Annotated in this window: 9 protein-coding genes; 5 read left to right on the forward strand and 4 right to left on the reverse strand. The window is 68.9% G+C overall.

Translation table 11 applies throughout. The features are described from left to right. Nucleotides 1-163: 163 nt before the first annotated feature. Genes ASE28_RS25045 through ASE28_RS25060 form a run of 4 tightly spaced genes read right to left on the reverse strand, consistent with a single transcriptional unit; the run spans nucleotide 164 to nucleotide 5398 of the window. Nucleotides 164-1963 carry a bifunctional metallophosphatase/5'-nucleotidase gene (locus ASE28_RS25045; protein ID WP_082608253.1) on the reverse strand — a complete coding sequence of 600 codons (1800 nt, stop codon included), beginning with the start codon at nucleotides 1961-1963 and terminating at the stop codon, nucleotides 164-166. Beyond that, nucleotides 1960-3057 carry a chorismate synthase gene (gene aroC, locus ASE28_RS25050; protein WP_057268939.1) on the reverse strand — a complete coding sequence of 366 codons (1098 nt, stop codon included), beginning with the start codon at nucleotides 3055-3057 and terminating at the stop codon, nucleotides 1960-1962. The genes ASE28_RS25045 and aroC overlap by 4 nt, the downstream gene beginning before the upstream one ends. Before the next feature lie 38 nt (nucleotides 3058-3095). Next, nucleotides 3096-4898, reverse strand: coding sequence for a diguanylate cyclase (locus ASE28_RS25055; RefSeq protein ID WP_082608254.1), 1803 nt, complete (start codon nucleotides 4896-4898; stop codon nucleotides 3096-3098). 50 nt (nucleotides 4899-4948) lie between these two features. Then, nucleotides 4949-5398, reverse strand: a complete 450-nt coding sequence (locus ASE28_RS25060) for a CBS domain-containing protein (RefSeq protein WP_057202397.1) — start codon at nucleotides 5396-5398, stop codon at nucleotides 4949-4951. Nucleotides 5399-5496: 98 nt separating this feature from the next. Between ASE28_RS25060 and ASE28_RS25065 the strand changes: the two genes are divergently transcribed. From ASE28_RS25065 to ASE28_RS25085, 5 genes are all read left to right on the forward strand, one after another. Then, on the forward strand, nucleotides 5497-6804 hold the full coding sequence (locus tag ASE28_RS25065) for an O-acetylhomoserine aminocarboxypropyltransferase (RefSeq protein ID WP_057268941.1): 1308 nt from the start codon (nucleotides 5497-5499) through the stop codon (nucleotides 6802-6804). 8 nt (nucleotides 6805-6812) lie between these two features. Then, entirely contained in the window at nucleotides 6813-8297 is a 1485-nt protein-coding gene (locus tag ASE28_RS25070) for a DUF4303 domain-containing protein (protein WP_057268942.1), read from the forward strand. Between the two features lie 66 nt (nucleotides 8298-8363). After that, nucleotides 8364-9182: an alpha/beta fold hydrolase gene (locus tag ASE28_RS25075; protein ID WP_057268943.1), complete on the forward strand. Its 819-nt coding sequence runs from the start codon at nucleotides 8364-8366 to the stop codon at nucleotides 9180-9182. Between the two features lie 53 nt (nucleotides 9183-9235). Continuing rightward, nucleotides 9236-10219, forward strand: coding sequence for a DUF2157 domain-containing protein (locus ASE28_RS25080; protein ID WP_057268944.1), 984 nt, complete (start codon nucleotides 9236-9238; stop codon nucleotides 10217-10219). Beyond that, entirely contained in the window at nucleotides 10216-11964 is a 1749-nt protein-coding gene (locus tag ASE28_RS25085) for a GDYXXLXY domain-containing protein (RefSeq protein ID WP_200963997.1), read from the forward strand. The genes ASE28_RS25080 and ASE28_RS25085 overlap by 4 nt, the downstream gene beginning before the upstream one ends. Nucleotides 11965-11969 lie beyond the last annotated feature (5 nt).

Here is an 11969-nt window from a genome sequence, read left to right on the forward strand (position 1 = left end):
GCGCTGCTCCTGCTTGGTCAATGCGGCGCTATTATAATTTATTTCTTCTACACCCTCTTGGCGAAGCAAAAGAACAGTAGGTGCGCCGCCGGGCGCATACCCCGGCCTCCGCCGTCAATGCAAGCACGCGGCTCGAACAAGCCCCAAGCCGACAACAGAAAAATCAGGGCAAATCCACCCGAACAATCCGATCCGTAGCCGGCGGCACCACAGCCCCTCCAGAAGCAGTGAAGTAAGCCTCCAACGCATCCAGATCCTGCCCCGCCCCCAACCCATCCACGCCTTGCGTGAAGACAGTGAAGTTATCCCCACCCGTAGCCAGGAAGCTGCTCACCACCACCCGGTAAACAGCATCGGAGCGCAGCGGCTGCCCATTGAGCAACACCCCACTCACCCGCTGACCCGCAGGCAAACGCAGGTCATAGCGGTAGGTGAAGCCCTTGGAGACCGACAGCACCCGAGGGCTCTGCGCGGTGTTGGTGCCGCTGGCGAACTGCTGCTCAAGGATGGCTTTCACCTGTGCACCCGTGAACGACTGCACCATCAGGCTGTTGCCAAACGGCTGTGCCGTGAACATCTGGCCATAGCGCACCTGGCCATCCGCACCAGGCACCAGAACGCCGCGCACACCGCCGGGGTTCATGAAGGAGATCTGGGCATTCAGGCCCGGGCCCTGGGCCGCAAGCAACTGTGCGTCGGCGATCAGGTTGCCCATGGAGGTTTCGAGCGACGCAGCAGGCTCGCGCGAGACAGGGCCGGTGAGGCGCCCTGCGGGGCGCTGGGCCTGAGGCTCGGCGGCGGCGCGGTAGCGCTCCACGATGGCGTACACGCCCTCATCGCGCGCGAAGACGGGGAAGCGTGTGTCCACGGCGAAGGTGGTAGACCCGCTGGTGAAGCCCTCGCCCTGCACGATGACCTGGCGTGCGCTCTTGCGCACCACGCGGCGGGTGGCGGTGTTCACGCGCAGGCTGATGTCGGTGACATGCGTGCCGTACTGGCCGGCGCTGGTCAGCAGCAGCGGGTGGGCGGGGTTCACGGTGCCATAGTCGCACAGGTAGGAGCGGTGCGTGTGGCCCGAGACCACCACGTCCACCGCAGGGTCGAGCCGCTCCAGGATGGGCAGGATGTCGCCGCTCAGGCCCTTGCAACTGGTCTCGCCCAGCGCCGCCTCGGTCTCGCCGCCCTCGTGCACCATGACCACGATCACGTCGGCCCCCTGGGCGCGCAGGCCCGGGATCAGTGCGTTGACGGTATCGGCCTCGTCGGCAAAGCGCAGGCCGGCCACGCCGGCGGGCGCCACCATCGCGGGCGTGCCGCGCAGGGTCAGGCCGATGAAGCCCACGCTGACCGTGACGCCGCCCTCGGTAAAGCGCTTGATGCCGGTGGGCGGCAGCAGCGGGCGGCCGTCGTCGTGCGAGGTGTTCGCTGCCAGCAGACCGAAGTTGGTGCCCGGGAAGGTGGGGTTGAGCTGGCAGGGCACGCGCACCGTGTGCTTCTCGCAGCCGCCGTTTTTGAGGCGCAGCAGCTCGTGCCAGCCCTTGTCGAACTCGTGGTTGCCCACGGCGTTGAAGTCGATGCCCATGCGGTTGACGGCCTCGATCGTCGGCTCGTCGAGGAACAAGGCCGACACCAGGGGCGATGCGCCCACCATGTCGCCCGCCGCCACCACCGCATGGTGTTTGTGCAGGGTCTTCAGGTGCGCGATGGCGCTGGCCATGTAGGCCGCGCCGCCAGCGGGTACGCGCGCCTGGCCGCTGCCGTCGGGCGCGGCCACCTGCAGCGCCATGCGCGGTGGCTCCAGGTTGCCGTGCAGGTCGTTGAAGGCGATGAGGCCGATGTCGATGTGGGTGGGTGGCGCGGGTGGGGATGCGCAGCCTGCCAGCAGGGCAGCTGCAGCCAGGGCAGACGCGGCAAACGCCAGAGGCCGGCGGCGCGCGGCGCCCCCTGCTGCTGCGGCGCTCAAAGGAAAGACGCCTGGATCGGCGCCACCTCGCGCACCACGTCCGCGCACTGGGCGCGGTTGCGCAGGGCATGCTCCATCACCACCAGCGCCAGCAGCGCCTCGGCAATCGGCGCGGCGCGGATGCCCACGCAGGGGTCGTGGCGGCCCTTGGTGATCACCTCGGTGGGTTGGCCGTGGATGTCGATGGACTCGCGCGGGCTGATGATGGAACTGGTGGGCTTGATCGCGATCGACACCTCCAGGTCCTGCCCGGTGCTGATGCCGCCGAGCACGCCGCCCGCGTGGTTGGTGCGAAAGCCCTGGGGCGTCATCGAGTCGCCGTGCATGGTGCCGCGGTGGGCCACGCTCTCGAAGCCGGCGCCGATCTCCACGCCCTTCACGGCGTTCAAACCCATCACGGCGTGGGCGATGTCGGCGTCGAGCTTGTCGTACAGCGGCTCGCCCAGGCCCACGGGCACGCCGCTGGCCGAGATGCGGATGCGCGCGCCGCAGGAGTCGCCGGCCTTGCGCAGCGCGTCCATGTAGTCCTCGTACTGCTGCACGTCGGCCACGGGGGCGAAGAAGGGGTTCTGGCGCACATGGTCCCAGCTCTCGAAGGGGATGGGCAGCTCGCCCAGCTGCGTCATGCAGGCGCGGAACTGCGTGCCGTACTGCTCGGCCAGCCACTTCTTGGCCACGGCGCCCGCGGCCACGGTAGGTGCCGTCAGGCGTGCCGACGAACGGCCGCCGCCGCGCGGGTCGCGGATGCCGTACTTGTGCCAGTAGGTGTAGTCGGCATGGCCCGGGCGAAAGCTCTCGGAGATGTTGCTGTAGTCCTTGCTGCGCTGGTCGGTGTTGCGGATCAGCAGCGCGATGGGGGTGCCGGTGGTCTTGCCCTCGTACACGCCCGAGAGGATCTCCACCGCATCGGGCTCGTTGCGCTGGGTCACGTGGCGGCTGGTGCCGGGGCGGCGGCGGTCCAGGTCGGCCTGGATGTCCGCCTCGGTCAGTGGCATGCCCGGCGGGCAGCCGTCGATCACGCAGCCAATGGCCGGGCCGTGGGATTCACCAAAATTGGTGACAGCGAATAGGGTACCGATGGTGTTGCCGCTCATGGGCGGCGATTATCCCAGAGTGGGCAAACGGTGGCTGGCTACTGCGCCGACTGGTTGCGCCCGGCCTGCTTGGCGCGGTACAGCGCCTGGTCGGCCTGGGCATACAGGGCATCGGGTTCGCCTTGCATGACCTCGCTCCAGGCCATGCCGCAGGAGACGGTCACCACCTGCGCCGGGTTGTCGGGGTGCGGCATGGCCAGGGCCTGGACGGCCAGGCGCAGGATTTCCAGGTGGCCCATGGCGCTGGCACGCGTCTGGCCCGCCATCAGAACCACGAATTCCTCACCCCCCACGCGAAACAGGTGGTCCGTAGATCGCTGCACCCGCTGCGCCAGCGCCTGTGCCACGGCCTTCAGGGCCTCGTCGCCTTGCTGGTGTCCAAACCGGTCGTTGTACTTCTTGAAGTTGTCGATGTCGATGACGCACAGCGCCAGCGATGCCTGCTGGCGCATGCACCGGTTGAATTCACGGCGCAGGAGGGTGTCGAAATAGCGCCGGTTGTAGATGCCCGTCAGCGCATCGGTGATGGCGGCCGTCTGCAACTGCGCATTGGCCAGCTCCAGGGCCTGGGTGCGCTCGTGCACCTTGCGGTCCAGGTCTTGTGCCAGTGCGGTCTGCACGGCCAGGGCCTGCTGCTCTGCCGCCAGTTTTTCGGCCTTCAACTGGTTCATCTTGTCTGCCAGCGCCAGGGCCAGCAAAATGAATTCGAGTGCCGATCCGATGTTCAGGCTGTACTCCACCAGCGGGCTCGATGGCACCAGGTCGAACACCTTGAGGAAGGTGACCAACGCCCCCAGCGCCAGTGCCGAAGAGGCCAGCACATAAAAGCGCGCGGGGCGGTAGCCCGCCACGGCGATGCGCACTGCCGCAATCATCTGCACCACCAGCATGGCCGCGCCGATGGGAAGGATGGTGATGAACGTGGCTGCGTAAAAGTCGAGCAGCCCTGTGATCGGCTGCAGCGCGCACAGCACCACCAGGCCGACCATCGTTCGGTGCAACTGCGGTGCGCGGGTGCGTGTCTGCAGGTAGCTGGCAGAGAAAGCCGTCAACGCCACGAAGATCAGCGGCACTGCCACTGCCAGCATCTGGTTGTTCAGGTCCGGTGCGCCGGGCCACAGGTAGTGAAAGCCGATGCCGGTGAAGCACAGGTTCCAGGTAAGGTAGGCCGCAAGGTAAAGCACATACTTCAGAAACAGCCCGTCGCGCACCAGCGCGAACAGCAGCAGGTTGTACAGCAGCAGCGCCACGATGGCACCGTAGTAGGCGCCAAAGGCCACGCTCTCGGTCTGGCTGTGCCTGAGAAATCCCTGGGGGGTGCGCAGCACCAGGGGCATGGCCTCGAACAGGCCGTCGTGCGTGTCCAGCCGCAGGTACAGGTCCAGCGTCTGGCCGGGTGCCACCGCCAGCGGGAATACGGGATACCGGTAGGGCAGGGGGCGGTTGGCAAACGGCCGCCGGTCGCCCGTGGCAACGGTCTCGGTGATCTGACCACGGTGCACCACGTGCAGGTCCACCACGTCCTGCAGTGCCGACGCCGTCTCCAGCAGGCGCGTCAGCGGTGCGGCCGTGTCGTTGTGCAGGCGCAGGTGCACCCAGTACGCCGAGCGGGAAAAGCTGAAATTGAGCACCTCGGTGCCGTTGGCACGCCAGGGCAGATCCGGCGCTGCGAGGACGTCGGCAATGCCCAGTGCCCGGGTCTTGTCTTCAAGCACCTCTGCCCGCAAGCCCAGAGAGCTGGCATCTGCCACCGCAGACAAGGCGATTGCCGCCGGCGCAGCCCAGCCCGTCAGCACGAACCAGCAGGCCAGGCAGGTACACAGGCGCAGCAACAACCGCATGGATGCGGACCGGGGCGGCGGCAATCAGGGTGCGTTTGCGCAGCCCGCGCTCAGCCGCCGGATTCTTCCTCAGGCCAGTCGCGGATGTAGGCCTTGAGCATCTTGTTCTCGAAGTTCTGGCTGTCCACCACGGCCTTGGCCACGTCGTAGAAGCTGATCACGCCCATGAGCATCTTCTTGTCCATCACCGGCATGTAGCGGGCGTGGCGGTCCAGCATCATGCGGCGCACCTCGTCCATGTCGGTTTCAAGCGTGCAGGTCAGCGGGTGGTCGTCCATGGCCGAGCGCACCTGCAGCGTGCCCACGCTGCCGCCGTTCTTGACGATGGCCTGGATCACTTCGCGGAAGGTGAGCATGCCCACCAGGTCACCGAGCTCCATCACCACCAGCGAGCCGATGTCGCGGTCGGCCATGATGTCCACGGCATTGGCCAGCGGTTCGTCGGGGGTCACGGTGTAAAGGGTGTTGCCTTTGACGCGAAGGATATCGCTGACTTTCATGATCGGTCTCCAATGGGGCTCGGTGGGGCGCAACAGGCCTGTTCGCATGAAATATAGCCCACAATGCCTGCCAGCACCGACAACATGGGAGACATTGGATGCCCGGTTACTCCGACCCCGGCTTTGACACGCTTGCGCTGCACGCCGGAGCCACACCCGACCCCGCCACCGGCGCACGCGCCGTACCGATCCACCTGACCACCTCGTTCGTCTTCGAATCGAGCGACCACGCCGCCTCGCTGTTCAACCTGGAGCGGCCCGGCCACGTCTACAGCCGCATCAGCAACCCCACCAATGCGGTGCTGGAGCAGCGCGTGTCGGCCCTGGAAGGCGGCGTGGGTGCCATCGCCACCGCCAGCGGCCAGGCCGCGCTGCACCTGGCCATCTGCACCTTGATGGGCGCGGGCAGCCACATCGTGGCCAGCACGGCGCTGTACGGCGGCTCGCAGAACCTGCTGCACTACACACTGTCGCGCTTCGGCATAGCGACCACCTTCGTCAAGCCCGGGGACATCGACGGCTGGCGCGCTGCTGTGCGGCCCAACACGAAACTGTTCTTCGGCGAGACGGTGGGCAACCCGGGCCTGGATGTACTGGACATCCCGACCATCAGCGCCATCGCGCACGAGTCGGGCGTGCCGCTGCTGGTCGACTCGACCCTGACCTCGCCCTGGCTCATGAAGCCGCTGGAGCTCGGCGCCGACCTGGTCTACCACTCGGCCACCAAGTTCCTCTCGGGCCACGGCACGGTGGTGGGCGGCATCGTGGTCGATGGCGGCAGCTTCGACTGGGACGGCCCGCGCTCGGCGGGCAAGTTCGCCGAGCTGACTGAGCCGTACGAGGGTTTCCACAACATGGTGTTCAGCGAGGAGAGCTCGGTGGGCGCCTTCTTGCTGCGCGCGCGCCGCGAAGGCCTGCGCGACTTCGGCGCCTGCATGAGCCCGCACACCGCCTGGTTGATCCTGCAGGGCATCGAAACGCTGCCGCTGCGCATGGAGCGGCACATGCGCAACACGGCGCGTGTGGTCGAATTCCTGGCCAGCCAGCCTTTCGTCTCGCGCGTGGGCCACCCCATGCTCGAATCGCACCCCAGCCACGCCCTGGCGCAGAAGCTGCTGCCGCGCGGCGCGGGCTCGGTGTTCAGCTTCGACCTCAAAGGCAACCGCGAGCAGGGCAAGAAGTTCATCGAGGCGCTCAAGGTCTTCAGCCACCTGGCCAACGTGGGCGACTGCCGCAGCCTGGTGATCCACCCGGCCAGCACCACGCACTTCCGCATGAGCGACGAGGCGCTGGTGAATGCCGGCATCACGCAGGGCACGATCCGCCTGTCCATCGGGCTGGAGGATGCCGACGACCTGATCGACGACCTCAAGCGCGCCCTCAAGGCCGCGGAGAAGGCGGCCTGAGCCCGGCGATGGCGCAGGCACCCGCCATGGACTGGCAGGCCTTCGAGCAGACGCTGCTGGACGAGGCGCGGGCGCTGGTGCTGCCCGCGTTGCAGGCACACCCGCTGCGCGGCGATGTGTATGCCGTGGCGCTGGCAGGCATGTACCGCGAGCTCGATGGGCCCATCTACCTGCCCACGGTGTCCATGGGCAGCGAGACGGCATTGGCCGAGGCGGAACCGGAAGATGAGGGCGGCACGCTCCACAGCCTGCGCTGGAACCCCGCCGACTGGAACTGGCCCGAAATGTCCTCGGACAGCCCCGCTATGGCCTCCGCCCAGGCCGCATTGGCGGCCGAGGCCCAGGGCGGCGACGTGGCGCAATGGGAGGCCGCAGACCGCCGCTGCGTCGATGCGCTGGTGAGCGTGTGCCACCGGTTGCGTGCCGCCCTGCAAGCGTCGCCCGTGGCCGACCGTCTCACGCCCGGCTTTGCCATGCTGCTGCACGAGGACAGCGACGAGGGCATCGCCATCGCCCAGCGCTGTGTGGGCGAAGAGGCATTTGCCCGGCTGCTGCCCGGCCATGCGGCCGACCTGGCCGAGGCCCGGCGCGTCGCAGAGTTGCCCGATGCCGAGCGCCTGCGCTACCACCTGGCTTGCCTGGCGCACCAGCCTGCTCCCGAGCTGGGACTGACGCGCGCGCAGGCCCAGCGCCATGGCGAAGCGGCGCAGGGTGCCCTGCGGGCTTTCGGACCTGCCGCCATCCCCGCTTTGCTGTCACTGCTGGAGCGCACGTCAACGCAATGTGAAGCCGCTCGCCTGCTGGGCGAGATCGGTGCGGCCACGCCCGAGGTGGTGGGCGCGTTGCGTACGCAGGTGCTCAAAGCCGTGCCGCGCAGCAGCATGCGCCACCGGGCCCAGGCCGGGCGCAATATCTGCGCCGGTGCGCTGGCGCATCTGGGCGACAGCGCCTGGCTGCTGCAGCAGACCCAGGCCGGAACGCTCAGCGATGAATGCGTGGCACAGGACCTGTCATCGCCCTACGGCGCGTTCCGCAATCACGCGCTCGACCCGCTGCCGCTCGACTACCGCCCCATCGAGTCCCTGCCCGCCGTGCGGCCTGCACTGTTGCCGCTGGTGGAGCAATGGCTGCGCCCCGGCTCGGGCACCTGCACGCTGCGCCCGCACGAGGTGGATGAAGCCGTGCGCGGCCTGCAGTCGCCCCTGACCGTGGTGCGCCAGCATGCCGCCATGGCGCTGGGCGACCGGGCCCTGGGTGCCGAGGCCGGTGCACGCGCCGTGCCCGCGCTGGCCCATGCCGTGGCGCACGATGGCGACGAGACGGTGCGCTACCTGGCCGTGCTGGCCCTGGACTACTGGCGCGGCGAGGCGGCCGCCGAGCGCCCGCTGGCCGAGGCCACGGCCGCCAGCGATGCAAGCACCAAGGTGCGCGACGCTGCGCAGCGCTGGATCCAGATGCTGGACGACCTGGCTGCCGGAGTGCCGCCGCGCTGAGGCCGGCATCGCACCCGACAACACAACAACGAAACAAAGACAAGCGAACAAAGAGGACCCATCCGTATGCAGATCCAAGTCAACGGCCACACCATCTACTGCTACACCGGCGGCAAGGCGTTCAACCCCGCACTGCCCACCGTGGTCATGGTCCACGGCGTGCTCAACGACCACAGCGTGTGGGCGCTGCAAAGCCGCTACCTGGCCAACCACGGTTGGAACGTGCTGGCGGTGGACCTGCCCGGCCATTGCCGCAGCGGGGGCGAAGCCCCGGCCAGCGTGGAGGCGGGGGCGGACTTCATTGCCGCGCTGCTCGATGCCGCAGGCGTGCGGCGCGCGGCTCTGGTGGGACACAGCTTCGGCTCGCTGATCGCGCTGGAGGCCGCGGCCCGGCTGGGCGAACGTGTGAGCCACCTGGTGCTGGTGGGCACGGCCTACCCGATGAAGGTCTCGCCCGCGCTGATCGATGCGGCGCTCAACGAGCCCGAGAAGGCGCTGCGCATGGTCAACGTGTTCTCGCGCAGCACGCTGGCGCCGCCTTCGGGCGCGGGCTTCTGGGTCTACAACGCGGGCATGGCGCTGGGCCGCAAGGTGCTGCGCAGCAACACGGCAGTCAACGTGTTCCACCGCGGCTTCGTGGCCTGCGACAGCTATGCCAATGGCGAGCAGGCGATTGCCGCCGTGCAGTGCCCGGTGCTGTTCGCGCTGGGCGCGCAGGACCAGATGACCGCGCCCAAGGCCGCGCAGGGCCTGGTGGCCGCTGCACGCGCTGCGGGCAAGGTGGTGCACACCACCAGCCTGCCCGTGGGCCACAACCAGATGAGCGAGGCGCCCGACGGTACGTTGATGGCGATCCGCGACTTCCTCGCGCTCAAGCCCAGCTGAAGCGCGCCGCCCCACCGGTTTCTTTTTTCACCTGACCTTGAGGCACCCGCCCCATGACCCTGCGCACCGCCCTGTTCGAGCTGGCCCGCCAGCACACGCTGGACCGACCGGCCGCCACGCGCCTGATCGGCCTGGCGGGGTTCGACCGCCAGCCCGCCGCCCTGCACACCACGTTGTGGCGCACCGTCGCGGTCATCGCGGCGGCGCTGGGTGGCTTGGGCCTGGTGATGTGGATCGCGGCCAATTGGGAGAGCCTGGGGCGCTTCATGCGCTTTGCCCTGCTGCAGGGCTTTGTACTGGCCATGTGTGCGGGCGCTGCGTTCAGGGCCGGGGCGCGTGCACCGCTGGCCATGCTGGCGCTGCTGGGCACGGGCGCGCTGTTCGCCTATTTCGGGCAGACCTACCAGACCGGGGCCGACCCCTGGCAGCTGTTTGCCGTGTGGGCCGTGCTCACATTGCCCCTGGCGCTGGCCGTGCGCAGCGATGTGGTGTGGGTGCCATGGACCTTGGTGGCCATGGTCGGCATATCGCTGTGGGCGCAGGCGCACACGGGCCACAGCTGGCGCGTGTCGCCTGCGGACATGACGGTGCACCTGGTCTCCCTGGGCGCTGCGCTGGCCGTGGCAGCCGCCATGCTGCCGCAAGCGCAGCGCTTCACCGGCGCAGGCGTCTGGGCGCTGCGAACGGCGGGCACGTTGGCGCTGATGCTGGTCACGCTCACCGCGCTGGGCGGCCTGTTCCACTCGCCCGTGGCGGGCCACTACGGCCTGGGCTTGGTGCTGCTGGCGGCCGCAGCCGCGCTGGTGGGCATGCGCACGCATTTCGACATCTTCCTGCTCAGCGGTGCGACGCTGGGGCTCAACATCCTGCTGGTGACGGGGCTGGCACGTGCCATGTTCTCGGGCTCCCGCTTCGGTGATTTCGTGGGCTCGCTGCTGCTCATCGGCCTGGTCGCCGCAGGGCTTCTGGCGGCCACCGTGAATCTGGTGATGCGCCTGGCGCGCCGCGCTGCGCAGCAGCAAGGAGAAGCGGCATGAGCGACGCATCCATCGATCCCGTGAATCGGTCTGCAAGCGCTGCGGCGCCCGTGCCCAAGCCCGGTGCGCTTGAAACCATTGTGCAGGCCGCAGTGGAGCAAGGCATCCTGCCGGCTGGCGCCTCGGCGGCAGACGCACACCGGGCTGGCGGCACGGCACGCCCCTGGCCCGTGGTGCTGCTCACGGCGCTGGGCGCCTGGCTGGCCGCGCTGCCGCTGCTGGCCATGTTCGGCCTGTTCTTCGGCGAATGGATCGTGCGGGACGCGGGTGCCTACGTCATCGGCGCCGTGGTGCTGGCCGGTGCCACGGCCGCCCTGCGCAGCAAGGACCTGCCGATCTTCCTGGAGCAACTGGCGTTTCCGGCATTGCTGACGGGCGCGGGCCTGCTGGGCTTTGCCTTCGGACGCGACATGGGCCTGCAGCCGGCGGCCGCCTTCATGCTGGTGGTGGCGCTCGCCGTGGCCGCGCTGGTGGCCTTGCCCTGGCTGCGTGTGCTGCTGGGTGCGGGAGCGGCAGCGCTGTTCGCTGTCCTCATCTGGCCCGGCTCCGATGGCCGCTGGGCCTTGTCGCCGCTGGTGCCCTGGAGCATGGTGCATGGCGTGCTCGCGGTGTGGGTGGGGCTGCTGCTGTGGCAGCGCCATGCGCTGGGCCGCGGTAGTGCCGGCAACTGGCTGGCAGCGCTGCTGGAGCCCCTGGCCTGCGGCTGGCTGCTGGTGCTGCTGTGGGGCATCTGCGGCCTGTCGGGCCAGACCTTCCTGGTGGGCGGTGCGTTCGGTGCCGGCATCGGCGGTGAGCTGGTGCGCGAGGTCGGCCGGGAGGTCGGGCCGCGCGCCTTTGCGCTGCAATGGCTGGTGCAGGCGGCCAGCGTGCTGCTGGCGCTGGTTGCCGCCGCCATCGCGCAGCGCGCCTGGCCGGTGCTGCGCCAGCCCCGCGCTGCCGTGGTGGCGTTGGTGCTGGCCATGCTGTGCTGGTTCTCGCCCCTGCTCGGCAGCGCATTGTTGGCCCTGGCCATCGCCGGCACCACCCGCCGCTGGGGCCAGGCCACGGCGGCCGCCCTGGCCTGCACCTGGATCATGGGCGGTTTCTATTACCTGCTGGCCTGGCCCCTGACCACCAAGGCCATGGTGCTCGTGGCCTGCGGTGCGCTGCTGGGTGTGTTGGCCTGGAGTGCGCTGCGCACGCCACGCGCCGCTGCGGTGCCCGGTGAAACTGGCCATGCCGCCCGCCACTGGGCCCACCGCATGGGCCCCTGGCTGCTGGCGCTGAGTGCGGTGGCCACCGTGGCCGTGGCCAACATCGGCATCGCTGACAAGGAAAACACCATTGCCAACGGCCAGAAGGTCTACGTGCCCCTGGCCCCGGTGGACCCGCGCTCGCTGATGCAGGGCGACTACATGCGCCTGCGCTTCACCCTGCCGCCCATGGTCGATATCGACCGGCGCGAAGCCGGCGTGGAGGGTCTGCTGGGCAGCCGGCCCTATGCCGTGGGCCGGCTCGATGCACGCGGCGTGGTGGCCTGGGAGCGCGTGGAAAAGTACGATGCGCCCATCGCCCCCGGCGAGTTCCGCATCCAGCTCACGCCCAAGAACAGCGACTGGACGCTGGTGACCGATGGCTGGTATTTTGCCGAGGGCGATGCCAGCCGCTGGGAGCAGGCGCGCTTTGGCGAATTCCGTGTGCAGCCGGACGGCAAGGCCTTGCTGGTGGGCATGGCGGACGATCAGCTTGTGCCCATCGGGCGGTGACGCAG

It is taken from the genome of Acidovorax sp. Root219 (assembly GCF_001428665.1).
Taxonomy (GTDB): Bacteria; Pseudomonadota; Gammaproteobacteria; order Burkholderiales; family Burkholderiaceae_C; genus Acidovorax.

Bases quoted from the DNA above. Each gene is read 5' to 3' on its own strand.
- aroC (WP_057268939.1), bottom strand. From the start codon at position 3,057: ATGAGCGGCAACACCATCGGTACCCTATTCGCTGTCACCAATTTTGGT.
- ASE28_RS25055 (WP_082608254.1), bottom strand. From the start codon at position 4,898: ATGCGGTTGTTGCTGCGCCTGTGTACCTGCCTGGCCTGCTGGTTCGTG.
- ASE28_RS25060 (WP_057202397.1), bottom strand. From the start codon at position 5,398: ATGAAAGTCAGCGATATCCTTCGCGTCAAAGGCAACACCCTTTACACC.
- ASE28_RS25065 (WP_057268941.1), top strand. From the start codon at position 5,497: ATGCCCGGTTACTCCGACCCCGGCTTTGACACGCTTGCGCTGCACGCC.
- ASE28_RS25070 (WP_057268942.1), top strand. From the start codon at position 6,813: ATGGCGCAGGCACCCGCCATGGACTGGCAGGCCTTCGAGCAGACGCTG.
- ASE28_RS25075 (WP_057268943.1), top strand. From the start codon at position 8,364: ATGCAGATCCAAGTCAACGGCCACACCATCTACTGCTACACCGGCGGC.
- ASE28_RS25080 (WP_057268944.1), top strand. From the start codon at position 9,236: ATGACCCTGCGCACCGCCCTGTTCGAGCTGGCCCGCCAGCACACGCTG.
- ASE28_RS25085 (WP_200963997.1), top strand. From the start codon at position 10,216: ATGAGCGACGCATCCATCGATCCCGTGAATCGGTCTGCAAGCGCTGCG.